Annotated in this window: 21 protein-coding genes; 9 read left to right on the top strand and 12 right to left on the bottom strand. The window is 38.1% G+C overall.

The annotated features are described in order from the left end of the window. Positions 1-8: 8 nt before the first annotated feature. The 4 genes from C7B89_RS11355 to C7B89_RS11340 form a co-directional block, all read right to left on the bottom strand. Positions 9-347, bottom strand: coding sequence for a hypothetical protein (locus tag C7B89_RS11355; protein ID WP_115673752.1), 339 nt, complete (start codon positions 345-347; stop codon positions 9-11). 150 nt (positions 348-497) lie between these two features. Beyond that, positions 498-1,175, bottom strand: a complete 678-nt coding sequence (locus tag C7B89_RS11350; RefSeq protein WP_115673751.1) for an ABC transporter ATP-binding protein — start codon at positions 1,173-1,175, stop codon at positions 498-500. Continuing rightward, on the bottom strand, positions 1,176-2,300 hold the full coding sequence (locus tag C7B89_RS11345; RefSeq protein ID WP_115673750.1) for an ABC transporter permease: 1,125 nt from the start codon (positions 2,298-2,300) through the stop codon (positions 1,176-1,178). A 126-nt stretch (positions 2,301-2,426) separates the two neighbouring features. After that, positions 2,427-2,993, bottom strand: coding sequence for a TetR/AcrR family transcriptional regulator (locus C7B89_RS11340; protein WP_048393822.1), 567 nt, complete (start codon positions 2,991-2,993; stop codon positions 2,427-2,429). A 370-nt stretch (positions 2,994-3,363) separates the two neighbouring features. Here C7B89_RS11340 and C7B89_RS11335 point away from each other — a divergent pair, with 370 nt between their 5' ends. The 3 genes from C7B89_RS11335 (at position 3,364) to C7B89_RS11325 (ending at position 5,008) form a co-directional block, all read left to right on the top strand. Then, positions 3,364-3,909 carry a DUF7010 family protein gene (locus C7B89_RS11335; RefSeq protein ID WP_048393824.1) on the top strand — a complete coding sequence of 182 codons (546 nt, stop codon included), beginning with the start codon at positions 3,364-3,366 and terminating at the stop codon, positions 3,907-3,909. Between the two features lie 127 nt (positions 3,910-4,036). Continuing rightward, positions 4,037-4,486 carry a DinB family protein gene (locus C7B89_RS11330; protein ID WP_054549402.1) on the top strand — a complete coding sequence of 150 codons (450 nt, stop codon included), beginning with the start codon at positions 4,037-4,039 and terminating at the stop codon, positions 4,484-4,486. Between the two features lie 51 nt (positions 4,487-4,537). Next, positions 4,538-5,008, top strand: coding sequence for a hypothetical protein (locus tag C7B89_RS11325; RefSeq protein ID WP_054549403.1), 471 nt, complete (start codon positions 4,538-4,540; stop codon positions 5,006-5,008). Between the two features lie 36 nt (positions 5,009-5,044). On the opposite strand, the gene C7B89_RS11320 is transcribed toward C7B89_RS11325, so the two are convergent. Further along, entirely contained in the window at positions 5,045-5,461 is a 417-nt protein-coding gene (locus tag C7B89_RS11320; protein WP_048393829.1) for a GNAT family N-acetyltransferase, read from the bottom strand. A gap of 213 nt (positions 5,462-5,674) precedes the next feature. Here C7B89_RS11320 and C7B89_RS11315 point away from each other — a divergent pair, with 213 nt between their 5' ends. Together C7B89_RS11315 and C7B89_RS11305 are read left to right on the top strand one after the other, a co-directional pair. After that, positions 5,675-6,547 carry a DMT family transporter gene (locus tag C7B89_RS11315; protein ID WP_054549404.1) on the top strand — a complete coding sequence of 291 codons (873 nt, stop codon included), beginning with the start codon at positions 5,675-5,677 and terminating at the stop codon, positions 6,545-6,547. A 349-nt stretch (positions 6,548-6,896) separates the two neighbouring features. Next, positions 6,897-7,400 carry a DinB family protein gene (locus tag C7B89_RS11305; protein WP_054549405.1) on the top strand — a complete coding sequence of 168 codons (504 nt, stop codon included), beginning with the start codon at positions 6,897-6,899 and terminating at the stop codon, positions 7,398-7,400. 62 nt (positions 7,401-7,462) lie between these two features. On the opposite strand, the gene C7B89_RS11300 is transcribed toward C7B89_RS11305, so the two are convergent. Continuing rightward, a complete protein-coding gene (locus C7B89_RS11300) occupies positions 7,463-8,263 on the bottom strand; it encodes an SDR family NAD(P)-dependent oxidoreductase (RefSeq protein WP_048393834.1) in 801 nt (266 codons plus the stop codon). Positions 8,264-8,440: 177 nt separating this feature from the next. On the opposite strand from C7B89_RS11300, the gene C7B89_RS11295 reads away from it, so the two are divergent. Further along, on the top strand, positions 8,441-8,815 hold the full coding sequence (locus C7B89_RS11295) for a hypothetical protein (protein ID WP_244205644.1): 375 nt from the start codon (positions 8,441-8,443) through the stop codon (positions 8,813-8,815). Positions 8,816-9,131: 316 nt separating this feature from the next. Continuing rightward, a complete protein-coding gene (locus tag C7B89_RS11290) occupies positions 9,132-9,323 on the top strand; it encodes a hypothetical protein (RefSeq protein WP_115673749.1) in 192 nt (63 codons plus the stop codon). A gap of 44 nt (positions 9,324-9,367) precedes the next feature. Here the strand turns inward: C7B89_RS11290 and C7B89_RS11285 are convergent, their stop codons facing one another. From C7B89_RS11285 to C7B89_RS11260, 6 genes are all read right to left on the bottom strand, one after another. Beyond that, positions 9,368-9,580, bottom strand: a complete 213-nt coding sequence (locus C7B89_RS11285) for a hypothetical protein (protein WP_115673748.1) — start codon at positions 9,578-9,580, stop codon at positions 9,368-9,370. 35 nt (positions 9,581-9,615) lie between these two features. Next, complete coding sequence (locus C7B89_RS11280) at positions 9,616-10,167, bottom strand: DUF1697 domain-containing protein (RefSeq protein WP_103117972.1); 552 nt, start codon at positions 10,165-10,167, stop codon at positions 9,616-9,618. Between the two features lie 94 nt (positions 10,168-10,261). Next, complete coding sequence (locus C7B89_RS11275) at positions 10,262-11,299, bottom strand: threonine aldolase family protein (protein WP_048393840.1); 1,038 nt, start codon at positions 11,297-11,299, stop codon at positions 10,262-10,264. 745 nt (positions 11,300-12,044) lie between these two features. Then, positions 12,045-12,227 carry a hypothetical protein gene (locus tag C7B89_RS23075; RefSeq protein ID WP_227744851.1) on the bottom strand — a complete coding sequence of 61 codons (183 nt, stop codon included), beginning with the start codon at positions 12,225-12,227 and terminating at the stop codon, positions 12,045-12,047. Positions 12,228-12,298: 71 nt separating this feature from the next. Next, positions 12,299-12,853, bottom strand: coding sequence for an integrase (locus C7B89_RS11265; protein WP_115673746.1), 555 nt, complete (start codon positions 12,851-12,853; stop codon positions 12,299-12,301). 179 nt (positions 12,854-13,032) lie between these two features. Further along, positions 13,033-13,422 (bottom strand): KGG domain-containing protein, encoded by a 390-nt coding sequence (locus C7B89_RS11260; protein WP_066038479.1) that lies wholly within the window; start codon positions 13,420-13,422, stop codon positions 13,033-13,035. Between the two features lie 226 nt (positions 13,423-13,648). Here C7B89_RS11260 and C7B89_RS11255 point away from each other — a divergent pair, with 226 nt between their 5' ends. Together C7B89_RS11255 and C7B89_RS11250 are read left to right on the top strand one after the other, a co-directional pair. Then, positions 13,649-14,269 carry a hypothetical protein gene (locus C7B89_RS11255; protein WP_115673745.1) on the top strand — a complete coding sequence of 207 codons (621 nt, stop codon included), beginning with the start codon at positions 13,649-13,651 and terminating at the stop codon, positions 14,267-14,269. A gap of 165 nt (positions 14,270-14,434) precedes the next feature. Then, entirely contained in the window at positions 14,435-15,142 is a 708-nt protein-coding gene (locus C7B89_RS11250; RefSeq protein ID WP_115673744.1) for a DNA alkylation repair protein, read from the top strand. Positions 15,143-15,203 lie beyond the last annotated feature (61 nt).

Here is a 15,203-nt window from a genome sequence, read left to right as displayed (position 1 = left end):
TCCTACCTTTATATTGAAAATGGCATATTCAATATAAAAGTAGCTTTTCTAAATATGTACTCTTGATTAAAAACATTTATATTTAAAAAATAACAGGTAAAAGCCCCATTGGATATAGCTGTGGCAGCTTCCACATCAATGCCATAGAGTGAGCAAAAGTTTCGGCTCTCTGCTATTCCTTCCTTTGTATCAGGCATAAACACATGAAATCCGCCTTTATTATGCAGCCTAGCATACTCCGTTATGGCATCAAAATCAGGCTTTAAAGCATACAGATTATTGTAGGGTTCCATCCCAAAGACCTGCGTAGCAGTTTTTGAAGAGGCTTGATAAACGTGCATAATCATCAAATGTTTTTCCTAGCTTAGGTTGATCGTTTAAACAATAAAAATCATTTAATATTCCTTTCTATAACGAAAAGGACTCGCACTTTTACTGACACAAAAGTACGAATCCTTTTTGATGAAAGCTAAATACCAGCCTCTATTTTGTATTGATTAAGATTGTTGCGTGAGCACGCCATCTTCCATACGATATACATGGTCACAGAACTGTAGCATTCGTTCATCATGGGTTACCATTATGGCAGCTTTGTTACGTTCTTTTGCTTCTTTGGCAAGAAGCTTTACGACTTCAAGTGCCCGTTTAGAGTCAAGGCTAGCAGTTGGTTCATCGGCTAAAATCACTTTTGAGTTATTCATGAATGCGCGCGCAATCGCAACACGTTGACGCTCACCACCTGATAATTCATTCGGCATTTTTTTAAATTTATCACTTAAGCCAAGCTCTGTAAGTAGTTGCTTTGCAAACTCTTTATCATCTTTTGTCACTTTACCACCCATTTTTTTCACCAGTAGTAATTGATCAAGTACATTTAAGTAAGGTACTAAGTTAGATGTTTGTAAAATGAAACCAAGCTCTTTTAAACGGAAACTTGCTAATTGTTTTGCTGAAAGATGAACAATATTCATGCCGTTAATTTCTACAGTCCCCTCTGACATCTGTAATAGAGCGCCTGCAATTGAAAGTAGTGTACTTTTACCCGAACCTGATGGACCGATAATGGCTACTAGCTCCCCAGCTTCTACTTCAAGTGTTGCTTGCTTTAATGCTTGGACAGTGCTAGCGCCTTCTTTATAGCTTTTAGAAACATTTTGTAATGATAATAGCGCCATTTATTCCACTCTCCCTAATGCTGTTAATGGATCGATTTTAACGATTTGACGTACAGAAACAATTGAACTTAATAATGCAATAATTAATAAAACAATCGCATAGGTAATGATTAAGGTCGGTTCTAAGTCAAATGGCATACCCTCTGGTAAAATTTTAGCCGTTAAGTATGTGAAGACGATACCAATAACGATACCTAATACTGATAGAATCGCTACTTGTGCAACAATTGCTTTACCGATGAAACCATTGCTAGCGCCAATTGCTTTCATGACACCAAATTGTTGTGTCTTTTGCATTGTTATGACGTAGAAGAATACAGCAATAATGAATGCAGAGATAACGATACAAAAAGCAAGCATCATCATAATAGTGCCGTTTTCTTCTTTATAACCAGGCATACCGTTGATTGCTGTTTTCTTTGTAACCGTTTCAACATCTTTTACGGCTTTATCGATAGTAGATGGATCTTCTAAGTTAGGAGCCTTTAGGAAGAAAGCTTGTACAGCCTTGTCCGTATCATTATCAGAGCCAGGAGCTGCATATTGATAATCACGCCAGTTTTCCAGTACTGTGAAAATAGCAGGTAAGTGATTATAGGTTTCTCCTTTCACATAACCTACCACTTCTAATTTCATGTCAGAGTTTGCTACTAGTAAAATATCACCAATCTTGTAGCCTGCTTCTTTTAACGTATCGTTAATAACAACACCTTTTTTGTTGTCGTATGATAATTTTTCACCCTCGATTACCTCTGGCATAAAAAATGCGTCTGGCTCAACGCCTAATAATGCGACATCTTCCTTCGAATCGGCATCTTTTGACTTTGTTTTGCCGACTGCTATTGTAGAAGCGCCAAACGCAGCGACTTTATCTACATTTTTTTGTTTTTCTAAATCATCTTGCAGATTTTCTGACAGGATCGATTTTGCGAATGTAGCCCCTGCTGTTTCTTCATAGACAACGTATTCTGCGTCGATATTTTTCAGTGTAGCGGCACTCAAAGTCGCTAAACCGTTGCCAAGTCCCGATAAAATGAACACGAGCCATGCGATTAAAATGATAATTGTGGTCATCATTACATAGCGGAACTTCGCATATTTTAATTCTTTTAGTGCTAAAAACATGATGTAGCCTCCATATTAGAAATAGAATTCATATGAGCAAAGATTGAATCCTGCTAAATATGAATTCTTTTTCATTATACACAAAAGTTACACATGTGTAACTAAAATAAGTGACATACTTGTTACTTATTTTGAAATACCATGTAAAATAAGCAGTTTGATCTCCTTTAAAAAGCTTTCTATAGGCATATTGAGATGGTTTGGCATGTCAATCAATTGAAAAATGAAGCTAAGCAAAATAAAGTTGTTACGATCTTCTGCAATTATCCCCTCTTCCTTACCCTGCTTAATTACTTGTTGAAGTGGTATGTAAAGTCCACCATGCATGTTATTTAATACTTCCTTTTTTTGCTTCACAACTAGCGATACGTCATTAATTTGTGAGGCGAATCCTAAAATTTGATGTAGGTCGCGCATATCAAACATACGAACAAGTAAGTCCTCAAGCTGTTGTTCAAATGATTGCGAAAAATTAACATTTGAAAGGTTCTCGATGCTTTTTTCCATTTGCCAAACCATAAATTGAATAATAAGTTCTTCTTTATTTGGATATTGTTTATAAATTGCGGCCCTTGATACGCCAATACTTTGTGCAAGCAAGCTCATTGTAAACCCTTGATATCCAACAGATAGCAAAAGCTGATGCGTATGATGCCAAAGGTCTTGTTCAGAAAATTTTTTATCTCGTCCCATATGATACCTCCAATATTCTACAATGCTAACATTGAGACAAAAAAAAAGCGAGTAACCTTTAAACATGCATGATGTTTGAGTAAATTGCGTTTTTGTTAGAGGTAATAACCATTCTATAGAAGGTGACGACTATGTCATTTTCCAATCCCAAAATTCTCCATAGGTACTTATAACGTAAGAAAGATAAAAGGAATGACTTTCTTTCACTAATCAACAATTTTAATAATAATCTTGGTCTTCAAGAATTTTTTAGGCAATGGATCGCAAACTTTTCTAAAAAATTCCATTTAAAATCATCTGTGGTAAAAATAGAAATATACTGGTATATTATAGGTTATATTCTATTTATTTCATGAAGGATGGTGCGTTGATGGATAAAACACTGGAAGATTTACAAAAGGAAATGATCGTTGAAGTAAAAAAGGGATTTCCCATTTTACTTTCTGGTGCGGTTGTCTTTTTACTTTTTACTCTAATGCCCTTAGTTTTGCCAATCGAAGCAGTTCGTTTAAGTTGGATATTTGGCTTAGGTGCCATTTTCCCTATCGGTTTAGGTATTAGTAAAATTCTTGGGATTAATTTAAACGCTACTGGCAATCCTTTAGGGACGTTAGGAGGAATCGTTGCCGCTCCTCAAGCTTTTTACATACCTGTATTTATCATTGTGTATATGAACATACCTGAATATCTTCCCTTTACAATTGGTTTACTTGCAGGCTCTCACTTTCTGCCATACATATGGATTTATAAAAGTAAGGCTTATTTATTTGTGACTCTAGGCGTCTGCTTTTCTGCTCTGATTTTAGGTGGCTTCTTTGTCGATCAAGCCTTCACACTTGTACCTTTAGCCATTTCTATTGTGTATGGAATGGGCGTTCTTTTAATTCTAAGAGAACTTAAAGTCAATCCGATTTAATCACCTTCCTCTAGGTGATTTTTTTAATATTCCAGACCTCTTTTAATCTGAGAAAAAAGGATTCATTTCCTATCCCGTGCTTGTTCCTATACAATAAACCTATTAATAAATGAAAGGATGTATAGATGTGCTATTTCCATATCGTAATGATCTTAGGAAAACGTTAATACCTTACCTAAGCACACTTGATGAGACGTTTTGGTTTAAGACATCTGAGTTTTATCCAAATAATGTAGCATGGATTATTTCTCATTTATCAAGTAGCGAAGACTATTGGGTGAATGAAATTGGACTTAAAAATCCTTGTATATTAAACCTTCACGATGATTGTTCGCCTAAGGAAATACTAGATAGCTATATTCAAATTAGAAATTATACGGATGACATTCTACATACATTAGACGAATCGCAGCTCAATGAAATAGTCGAGGTGCCGAAGTTTTCCGATGGTTGGACGCCACCTTCCGTCCCTACACTTAACTGGTTGTTTCATCATGTTTACTCACATGAAGCTTACCATATTGGGCAAATCTCTGTTATCGCGCATCTTAGTGGATTGCCAAAGCCTTTATTTTAATAAAAGGCAACGCAATGAAAGGAACAGCTTTTTAAATGGAGGAACAGTAATTTGAAAAAATTTCGTGGGAAAAGGCGTTATTTCCGTAACTTATGGCGACAAACAACCACAGAGCTATCTATTGTAGACTTTGACGAAGAAGGTTGGTTTAATTTGTGGCACACTCACCTTGATTTTTACGGGTACGGCAATGATGGTTTAAAGATAAGAAGAGAGCACATCAAAGCACATATAGCCCTATATAACCGCTTATCAGAAAGGCTCTCGACATTCGGAAAACCTTATCAAATATGGATGGAGTTTGTAGAGGAGGATGCTGGTTTGGATTCAGTTAATATCCATACACCTAATCCCGCTGAGGATAATTTCCCACTAACAATAGCAAATGTAGATTGGAATTGCCCTGTCCCCAAATTCCTTAAGGATTTAATCAACTTGAATGAGTGGAATGTAGGGCACTATAAGCAGGTGTCCACTAACAGCTATTTCATCCAGTCTAATTATAATGAAATAAAATTGTAAGGTCGGAAACCATTTGTGGGTTTCCGACCATTTCCTTTAATCCAGATATTCTTGAGCTAGTTGCTGATTTTTATAGATGGCCATACCCGTTTTCAATTTTCTAAAGCCCATTTTTGCATAAAACGGTTCATTCCCTGTTGTGGCGATTAACTGAATGCAGGATACCTCCCTTAACTGTGCGATCATATCCTCCAGAAGTAAACGTGCAATCCCTGTGCCTTGATAGGCTTGATGCACAACCACATCGTAAATGGCGGCATTAAATACGCCATCTGACAAAGCTCTAGCAAAGCCCACTATTTTTCCATCTACCACGGCGAAAACTTGATGTGTGCTTGCATCGAAAACTTGTTTGATAATCTGTTCATCATGTTTCATCCACCCTACAGATTGATAGACCTCCTTTATGGTTGGCAAATCCTTCTCTTCCATCTCGTATTGAAGTATTACCATTTTCATCCCCCTCTTTTTGCTTTCATGAAATCTCCCTATGAAAACGATGTGTATTCTATTATACTATTAAAAAATGACTTGAGGATGGTGGGATTATTATGATGTTTGCTCCATTATTTGAACAGGACGTACCAGCACTTCTTCTTCCTTAACGGTAGAAGCGCTTTTTCTCCGTTAAGGGCATAGGTATCTATGAAAACGGAGGAAAAAAACATGAGAAATCTAATAATCGGTGCCATCTTTTTATCGCTTGCTGCGAGTATTTGGGGTGCCATGTATGTAGTTGTTAAAGTAGTGGTGGAGGTTGTGCCACCATTAGAGCTTGTTTGGATGCGCTATTTGATCGCAGTGATTGCACTCGGGATCATTGGGATCATGATGAGGCAATCATGGAAAATAGCTAAAAAAGATTGGCTGATCATTTTTCTTGTTGGCCTTATTGGGAACACGATTTCAATTGTGACACAGGAAATGGGCACAATGCTATCCACCGCGCAGATGGGGGCAATTATTACTGCTACAACCCCTGCTTTTATGGTTGTCTTCGCCCGTTTGATTTTAAAAGAAAGCATTACGCTGAAAAAATGCTTCTCTATCACTCTTGCCACGATTGGTGTCGGGATCGTTGTAGGCAATGGTCAAATCGATGTGACACAGCAATTAGGTGGACTCTATTTACTGTTTGCTGCCTTAACGTGGGCATTGATGTCGGTATTCGTCAAAAAGGTACCAAGCCATTACTCACAAATTGTTGTCACAACCTATACATCTATGATTGCCGTGATGTTATTGACCCCTTTTGTCCTTCCAAGGCTAAAGAATTTAGATCTGGCAAGTGTTTTACAACCGACCATTTCAGGGGGCTTGCTTTACTTAGGCATTATCTCAACAGCCGGTGGTTTTTTATTGTGGAATAAAGGGCTTCAACTAATGAATGCGTCTAGTGGCGGCTTATTTTTCTTCTTTCAACCAATTGTTGGCACATTTTTAGGCTGGCTCTTATTGGGAGAGACGATTGGGCTTTCCTTTTGGATAGGCTCCCTATTAATTTTTAGTGGCGTTTTTATTGTCATTCGAGACGAATAAATCGAAGTGCGTTTCTATGTTAGATAGAGACGCACTTTTTATGTTGGCTCAGCTTATGGTCATTGAACGTCTTGTTGACACATATATTGCAAATGCCTAAAGGAGTTGATATTCTGAACATCTTTTTAGATAACTTAAAGGATTTTACTTTATTAATTTTTTTACTTGCTAGTATGATCTATTGTCGACAGCTTAAATTAACGAGGTGGCAACGAAAATTATCGATTGGTGAATGGAGCATGTACATCCTGCTCTCTATTGCCCTTCCCCTTTATGCAGTGCTTTATCTTGCTTTTCTTTTAGGAGCATAGGAAAATAATACATCATAGGCTATTTTTGGAGGGATTTCATGTTTCAAACAATCGATCATTTTTTACAGTCTTGGGCATTTGAAGCCGCTGCTACGCAAAAATTACTTAATCACCTTACAGATGAATCGCTACATCAGGCAATCACTCCCGAAAACTGGACTTTAGGACGGGTTGCTTGGCACACGGTTACTGCAATTCGAATTATTACCTTGAATTCGAATTTAGCGTTTGAAGCCCCAGCAAAGGATTTTCCAGTTCCTACTTCTGCTCAGTTCATTGCAGATGGCTATCACCAAGCGAGTGAAGCCTTTGTGGAAGCGATACAATCGCAATGGACTGACAAGACAATGACTGAAACGATTGAATTTATTGGTCAACAAATGCCCAATGGTTCCCTGTTATTATTTTTACTACAGCATCAAAGTCATCATCGCGGTCAAATGACGGTTCTGATGCGTCAGGCTGGTTTAACTGTTCCAGGTATTTATGGTCCAGCGAAAGAGGAATGGGCTCAGTTTGGGTTGGAAGCTCCTCAAATGTAGCTAAGCTTGTGCCAAATAATAAAGAGGTTGTCTATTTTAAGACAACCTCTTTTATTTATTAACTATAAAGATGCTAGCCAGTTATTAGTATCAGCGATGGTTGGGTTAGCGAGGTAATGTCCGCCTTCAATTTGCAGTGTTTGGCCCGTCATAAATTTTGATTCGTCAGAGGCTAAAAATACAACTGCATGACCAATATCATCCGCTTCCCCATGATATGGTAGCGCATTAAATTTCGCATAAATGGCCAGCATTTCTTCTGGCATATTGTTTTTCGCGGCAGGTGTTAATATAAGACCTGGTGCAACCGCATTACAACGGATATGATCCTTCCCAAATTGTGTGGCAATGTTTCTCGTCATATTCACCACACCTGCTTTTGTTGCCCCATAGGCTGTACGTATTTGGTCACTGGCGAATGCAGCCATAGAAGCCGTATTAATAATTGAGCCCCCGCCCGCTTTTTGCATATGTGGAATGGCAAAACGACTTCCTAGTAATATGGATTTTAAATTCACATTGACTAAGCGGTCCCACTCATCTAAATCAATATTTAATATATCTAAATCTTTCTTCAGGTTAGTTAGACCAACATTATTAAAGAGCACCGTTAATGAGCCGTATCGTTCTACAGTGAAGTTCACGGCCGCTTCAATGGAGGAAGCATCCCCTGCATCAAGGAAAACGGCTGCTGCCTCATACCCATTATTGACTAAAGTTGCTGCTGCTTCTTTAGCACCCTCTACATTAAAATCAGCAATGACTACTTTTGCGCCCTCTTTTGCTAACAAGCTAGCTGCTGATAAACCAATACCAGAAGCTCCACCTGTCACTAATGCCACTTTATTTTTTACTCGATTCATCTTCAATTCCTCCTTCAAATTACACGAAAAAGAGCAAATCAGCTCTCCTGACGTAAAATAGTTTAACATTAAACTATTTATTTTTAAACTAATATCCTTAAATGTGAACACGTATATTTACATCCTGAATCGAAATACTTATATATAAAGTGCTATTTAAATAAGGACGTGCAAGCAATGCTAAAGAAAATTACTTTTTCACTATGTATTTTTTTAATTAACCACACCATTGAACATGCAAGTGCGCATCCTCTGCCACCCACTTTTGAGGAAAAATTTGATGAAGCAGGCTATCAATCAGTAGAAGCGGCTGTGAAGGAATTTGAACAGCATTATAGTAAGGTCAAACTCCCAACTGTTATACCCCCGTTTTACATCACACATAAGTTTGGTCGATTTTACAAAGATCATCAATATGGCATGAATGATTCACTTAACATTCTCTATGTTCATAACGAAATGAAACAGCATATTTTTAAAATTGATATTCGACCTATTCAACCGAAAGTGAGCTTTTCAGGAAAAGCATATACACTGCAAGATGGTCGTTAGGGAATTTATTTTGAGCACCTGCTTTTTAACTTCTTTGTTTTTGAAGAAAGCAATTTACAATATCTTCTTGGCATTTATAAAGATAGCACGAATCAGGAAACACCCAATCTTTTCGTTCAAATAGCCAATTCGATAAAGTCAAATGAAGTCGCAACATTTATATATTTTCCTTCATCTATACAATGAATAAGTTGTTATGTTATAATACTTTAGAAAACCTCAAGGGGTATCAACCAATTCTGAGCTACAGTGATGCATATCGCTGTAGTTTTTTCTATGCTATAATTTCCTTAAACTTACATTACGAGGTGAGAATATGGAAACAAATACATATAGTTGTAAAGCCTGTGGTGGTCAATCTTTTTCTGAAGGGAAATTAGATGGCTATGCTGCTTTAAGACCGGTGAATACCATCTTTTCCTCAGGTTCACCCCTTATTTTCACTGTCTGTACCCAATGTGGAGAAATTGCCTCTATTAAAGCCACAAAACCTGAAAAGTTTAAGTAAAAAAAAGAGAGCATCATTTCAATAATGAAATTTGCTCTCTTGCTTTATGTTTCTTTATTATTCTTTTTTCTCCATTGATACGGCTTTTTGGACCAATTCCACATCCAAACAAAGAAATAGATGATGACCATTGTGATGACCATCATCGTCACATTTTCTCCCCATGCAATCGGCTCATGCTTCCTCCATTGATTTATTGTTCTAACAATGAAGTACAAAAAAGGATAAATAAAATAACCTACTTGATCCCGTCGCATTCAAACACGCCTCCTTTTAGAAAAGTTGAGTTTCCCTACTCACCAATCATTGTCGCAAGCTTCATCATCGTTTTCCAATTGCGAGCTGTAGCGGGCACCTCTAGCTTAGGCAGTTGTTGACTAAGCTTGGCATTGCGAATGCTATCGTGAAATAACAGATAGACATCTCTCCCCTTGATAATGCAGCGCTCTTTTTCACTTACATATTGTAATAACTTAGCTCCGTTCTCTTCAGTTGGAACTGTTGAAAGTAGTGCAACATGGAGACTTTCCCCTGTAGCTGTAGCACTTGCATCTGCTAAGTCTTGTTCTGAGAAAGGACAATTGTTCACAATAGAGCGGAATTCTTCAGCTGTACGGATAATTACTGTACTCGTGATAGTGAAGGTACTTTGGATGGTCTCTTGAATTTGCTGTTGCAAAAATTCTTCTGATTCACTCGATTCAAACAGGATATTGCCACTTTGAATATATGTCCGAATGTTTTGGAGCCCCAGTGGTTGCAGCGCGTCTCTCAATTCAGCCATTTTTAATTTATTGTGCCCACCTACATTAATACCTCTTAAAAGTGCTACGTATTTAGTCATTCGCTTCCACCTTTCCTGTTATCTATAGTATAGCAAGAGTTAGGGAATAATAGGAAAAAACTGCACCCTTTGACGGAAGGTGCAGCTTGATTGATTATATTAAACGGTAGATGTCGTCTATTAAACGATCCACATTTTCTTTGGTCGTAGCCCAGCTTGTGCAAAAGCGCACAACCGTATGGGTATCATCGTATGCTTCCCAAATGGAGAAGGAATATTTTTCTTCTAACGTTGGAAGTAGATGGTTTGGTAAAATTGGAAATTGCTGATTCGTTTTTGAATCATAGCGCATTGCGAAGCCTTTATCGAGAAATGCCTGTCGTATAAGCATTGCCATATCTACCGCATGATGCGAAATATCCATATAGAGCGTATCTTCAAATAGCGTTTCGAACTGAATGCCTAATAATCGACCTTTGGCAAGTAGCCCTCCTCTTTGCTTAATCATGTAGCGGAAATCCTTTTGGTACGCAGGATTCACGATGATGACTGCTTCTCCAAACAATGCACCCATTTTAGTACCACCAATATAAAATACATCACAAAGCTGAGCCATGTCAGCGAGAGATAAATCACTGTCTTGTGCCACTAGACCATAGCCTAAACGAGCACCATCTATAAACAGTGGTAAGTCACAGTCTCGGCAAACTTCACGTAAGGCTGTTAATTCTGCCTTACTATAGGTCGTGCCATTTTCTGTAGGGTGTGATATGTACACTAAGCCTGGCTGCACCATATGCTCATGAGTGCTATCCAGCCAGTGCGCATCATAGCAGGCTTTCACCTGTGCCGCAGTTAGTTTGCCATCATCGCTAGGTAATGTCAGTACCTTATGCCCCGTTGCCTCAATAGCTCCAGTTTCATGCACCGCAATATGCCCTGTACTCGCAGCAATGACGCCCTGATGAGGACGCAAAATAGACGCTATCACGGTTGTATTCGTTTGTGTACCACCAACTAAAAAGTGAATGTCTGCCTGCTCCGCTGCAATCGCTTTTTTTATATAGGCTCTTGCTTTTTCGGAATGCTCATCCATACCATACCCTGGAGATTGTTCTTCATTTGTAGCCACTAACCGCTGCAAAATTTGTGGATGGGCACCTTCTGCATAATCATTTTCGAATCGAATCATATCAACTACTACCTCCAAATTCTCTCTATCTATTCCTCTATCTTACGCCTGTTGCTTCATTTTCGCTATATCTTAAAGAACAGTTCACAACTTCTCTAGTAGCAATAGTTACTAGTGGTGAGGTGATGAAATTTTACATATGTACTTCGGAAGAGATCGGTGCAAAACAGACCTCCTCCGCTTTTTATCACGTTATAAAAAATTTGCTCTTAGTTCGATTACTTTGAATCCTCTTAAGGGGGAGGTTCTTCTAAGTTGGAGCGGCTTCTCCTTAGTTTGGATCTCCTTGGACTTATTTTGGAGCGGATCCTCTTTGACTCATTTTAAAGCGGTTAGCCTTTGTGTGGATTACCTCAACCAAATACTAGCAATATCTCCATAATTCAGAATGGGCCACCTTCATTCCCCACCGGAGCCACAGGATGAGTCACTCGTAGTAGCACTAGAATCAGCACAATGTTGGCTGTCCTGGGAGGAAAGATATGCATCATTTGTTGAAAATTCGTTAGTGGAATGGATATGGTGATTGTGCTCATGTGATTTGCTGTGATTTTTATTTGCATTACTGACGATGCCTATGACAACGACAACTCCAACAAATACGATAAATAAAATCATTTATTCCAGCTCCTTTCATTCATTCTATAAATTGTAACATTAAATCAATGCTCGGTAGTACAGTTCTATGTAAAAGTGGCAAATAGATAAAATAACACCACAATCGGAAATGATTGTGGTGTTTACGTTATGATTGCGATTTGCGTGTGGCAGATTTTTTTGAACGATTTCCTTCGCTCGAATTTTTCTTTTGCTCTTGTGTTAGAGCATTTTCTTCGCGCACATCTAAATCATCTGGACTTAAATCTGTCGCTAATTCCGCCAACTCTGACTGACGTTTATATTGCTTGCCCTTTGTCAAAATGATCACCTCCAAGTAGTATTACATTGCCCTATTTGGTTTGATCTATTCCCGCGACGGTATGAAATGATTATTTCTAGCTAAACTAATTGCACCATCTGCTGGTTCAAAAGATGGTGATAAGCTTGTAAATCTTGCTCATATAAACGCTGATAGGTCGCTAGGCTATGCTGTTTGATATAGTCAAAGTCCTTTTCAGGAACTAAGTGATGTATATGGTTAAGCATCCATGCATTTTCCCAAGCCGTTTGCTCAAATTGAATATTCATTTCATGTTCTTCAATCAGCATGGCTAGTAGTTGTTCCTGACGATATATTTCTTTTAAGGCATGTTGCTTTTTCATCTTAAAGATTTCAATTGTACGTGGAAGTGACGCCTGTAATGCTTGTCGATCCACTGCATGACCTAGCTCATGAAGGGTCATTGTTTTGACATAAATTTCAAGAGAAGTTGGAAGCATTAGTTCATTTCTTGCCTCTACTAATCGTTTCGCATCAAATCCTACATAATCCCCAATAAAGTTATAGCTCATATTAATACCTGAATCATCTTGTTTTATCTTGACCGTCATGTTCACAGCCTGCACGACGGATTGAATTACCTGAAATAGTTCTTTATCTATAAGTTGTGTCATTCTCTCTATCCTCATTTCCTCTAAAAACAAATAGAAGCGGATTAAATATATACTACAATTAGGAGAAATTCAACAAATTTATCCTGTGGATTGAGAGGAACTTAACAACAAAAAAGGCGCCTGTAGTTTAAAACTACAAACGCCCTGTGTGTGAAGGGTTTCAAGCTATTTAAAAGTGATTAGTTATTATTGTTATTTCGACGATTTTGATTGCCGTTGGAGTTGTTACTACGCTGTTTACTGCGTGCTTCTCCACCTTTACGTCCTATTTCTTCATAAAAATCGTCGTCGTGCTTTTCAGAGGTAGCTTCTCCGCCTTTGCGGCCAATTTCTTCATAAAATTCTTCGCCGTGGTTTTCAGCCGTAGCTTCTCCACCTTTGCGACCAATTTCTTGATAAAATTCATGTCCATGATTTTTAGACGTAGCCTCTCCGCCTTTACGTCCAATTTCTTCATAAAAATCACGGTCATGATTTCTGGAGGTAGCTTCTCCGCCTTTACGTCCCGCTTCTTCGACAGTCATGTTTTCATTGTTGTTTCTGTTGCGATTGTTTTGCTTGTTAGCCATTTCTATTCCTCCTAAATATTTTTTTGAGCTTTTTACTAGCTCGCTATTTATATTCCCAGTCAAAACACATCTAAACATATTTTTTTAAAAAATTGATTTTCTTATTGTAATAGAACACTGTTAGGAGCTGATTGTTAACAAGCCCATCAATCATATACATGTACCCTTTCCAATATAATACTAATCTATAGTATGTCATCGATGATGAAAGAAGGGTGATGGAAAAATGACGACGCTCACAAAGCCATCTATTGGTTTAACACAATTTACAGACTTCACAATGAAGGGAAGTGCAGCAAAGACAAAGTTTGTGAAGGATATAAAATATCAGGGAGAGTACCATCCAATAAAAGATTATTGGAAAGCCTTGCGTGATGGATTAAAAAAATACCATGAGCATCGTTTTAATGATACCTATTTACTCGACATCGTGGATAACGCCCTTCCTGCACGCCAGAAAAATTACCAAGAAGCCGTCAAAGCCTATATAAGATTCTTAAAAAATAAAAACGTACAGTGGTTTGAACCAGGTAAGGCGAATTGGTATTGTGACGATTTAATTGTGCGTTCCAATCCTGAGCTCGGTTTAATCATTGACGATGTGCCCTATTTAATTAAGCTGTATTTTAAAGGAAAAAATGAGCGCATCGATAAACATAAATGTCGATCTGCCCTCACTCTTCTAAAAGACTCCCACTATGCGATTGAACATCCAGACTCTGTTAAACATGCCATTTTAAACGTGCAAAAAGGTCGCTTGATTACAGATGATGATTCAACAAACTATCATCAAATTGCCCTCGAATCGGATGCAGCTCAATTTATGTTTATTTGGAATAGGCTCTAGCTAATTGGAAATAGGTACTTCCTTCTATATAAAATGACTGACAAAAATATATTCAGATATGATATTTTATATTCTAATATGATATGCTTTTATTCCATTACAAAAAGACATTCTTTATAGGATAATAAAAATAATCTAGAAAACAGAAAAAAAGGAAGTGCTATTATGAATGCTGAATTGGTGATGCAGGAGCTAGAGGCTCTTGGCAAGGAACGGACGAAAAAAATGTATATGTCAAATGGTGCCCATGAGCCGTTATTTGGTGTGGCAACAGGTGCTATGAAGCCTATTGCGAAGAAAATTAAAATCGATCAGGCTCTAGCAGAAGAGCTTTATGCTACGGGCAACTATGATGCGATGTACTTTGCTGGCATCATAGCAGATCCAAAAGCCATGACTGTGGAAGATTTTAATCGATGGATGGAGGCAGCTTATTTTTATATGCTGTCGGATTATGTAGTAGCGGTTACTTTAGCAGAGGCACCGATTGCTCAGGAGGTGGCGGATGCGTGGATTGCCAGTGGTGAGGAACTGAAAATGTCTGCGGGCTGGAGCTGCTATTGCTGGCTATTAGGGAATCGCAAGGATAGCGAATTTTCCGAGAGCAAGCTGGCTAACATGCTGGATGTCGTGAAAAACACCATCCACGACGTACCCGAACGTACAAAATCGGCCATGAATAATTTTTTATATACAGTGGCTATTTCCTATGTGCCGCTCCACGAACAAGCAGTAGCAACCGCACAAGCGATTGGTCCTGTAGAAATGAAGCGAGACAACAAGAAAAGCACACAGCTAAATGCTTATGAAACAATTCAAAAGGAAATAGAGCGAGGCAGAATTGGCTTTAAACGTAAATATGTAAGATGTTAATCATCCCACTTAAAAGGCATCTATCCTATAAGGATGGATGTCTTTAAAAACGAAAAAAATC

Source organism: Lysinibacillus capsici (assembly GCF_003367505.1).
GTDB lineage: Bacteria > Bacillota > Bacilli > Bacillales_A > Planococcaceae > Lysinibacillus > Lysinibacillus capsici.
The sequence above is the reverse complement of the archived record's forward strand: the minus strand, read 5'-3'. Positions and strand labels throughout refer to the sequence as shown.

What these genes read in the sequence shown, in the direction of transcription:
- C7B89_RS11355 (WP_115673752.1), bottom strand. Translation starts at nt 347, where the DNA reads ATGATTATGCACGTTTATCAAGCCTCTTCAAAAACTGCTACGCAGGTC.
- C7B89_RS11350 (WP_115673751.1), bottom strand. Translation starts at nt 1,175, where the DNA reads ATGGCGCTATTATCATTACAAAATGTTTCTAAAAGCTATAAAGAAGGC.
- C7B89_RS11345 (WP_115673750.1), bottom strand. Translation starts at nt 2,300, where the DNA reads ATGTTTTTAGCACTAAAAGAATTAAAATATGCGAAGTTCCGCTATGTA.
- C7B89_RS11340 (WP_048393822.1), bottom strand. Translation starts at nt 2,993, where the DNA reads ATGGGACGAGATAAAAAATTTTCTGAACAAGACCTTTGGCATCATACG.
- C7B89_RS11335 (WP_048393824.1), top strand. Translation starts at nt 3,364, where the DNA reads ATGGATAAAACACTGGAAGATTTACAAAAGGAAATGATCGTTGAAGTA.
- C7B89_RS11320 (WP_048393829.1), bottom strand. Translation starts at nt 5,461, where the DNA reads ATGGTAATACTTCAATACGAGATGGAAGAGAAGGATTTGCCAACCATA.
- C7B89_RS11315 (WP_054549404.1), top strand. Translation starts at nt 5,675, where the DNA reads ATGAGAAATCTAATAATCGGTGCCATCTTTTTATCGCTTGCTGCGAGT.
- C7B89_RS11305 (WP_054549405.1), top strand. Translation starts at nt 6,897, where the DNA reads ATGTTTCAAACAATCGATCATTTTTTACAGTCTTGGGCATTTGAAGCC.
- C7B89_RS11300 (WP_048393834.1), bottom strand. Translation starts at nt 8,263, where the DNA reads ATGAATCGAGTAAAAAATAAAGTGGCATTAGTGACAGGTGGAGCTTCT.
- C7B89_RS11295 (WP_244205644.1), top strand. Translation starts at nt 8,441, where the DNA reads ATGCTAAAGAAAATTACTTTTTCACTATGTATTTTTTTAATTAACCAC.
- C7B89_RS11290 (WP_115673749.1), top strand. Translation starts at nt 9,132, where the DNA reads ATGGAAACAAATACATATAGTTGTAAAGCCTGTGGTGGTCAATCTTTT.
- C7B89_RS11285 (WP_115673748.1), bottom strand. Translation starts at nt 9,580, where the DNA reads ATGCGACGGGATCAAGTAGGTTATTTTATTTATCCTTTTTTGTACTTC.
- C7B89_RS11280 (WP_103117972.1), bottom strand. Translation starts at nt 10,167, where the DNA reads ATGACTAAATACGTAGCACTTTTAAGAGGTATTAATGTAGGTGGGCAC.
- C7B89_RS11275 (WP_048393840.1), bottom strand. Translation starts at nt 11,299, where the DNA reads ATGATTCGATTCGAAAATGATTATGCAGAAGGTGCCCATCCACAAATT.
- C7B89_RS11265 (WP_115673746.1), bottom strand. Translation starts at nt 12,853, where the DNA reads ATGACACAACTTATAGATAAAGAACTATTTCAGGTAATTCAATCCGTC.
- C7B89_RS11260 (WP_066038479.1), bottom strand. Translation starts at nt 13,422, where the DNA reads ATGGCTAACAAGCAAAACAATCGCAACAGAAACAACAATGAAAACATG.
- C7B89_RS11255 (WP_115673745.1), top strand. Translation starts at nt 13,649, where the DNA reads ATGACGACGCTCACAAAGCCATCTATTGGTTTAACACAATTTACAGAC.
- C7B89_RS11250 (WP_115673744.1), top strand. Translation starts at nt 14,435, where the DNA reads ATGAATGCTGAATTGGTGATGCAGGAGCTAGAGGCTCTTGGCAAGGAA.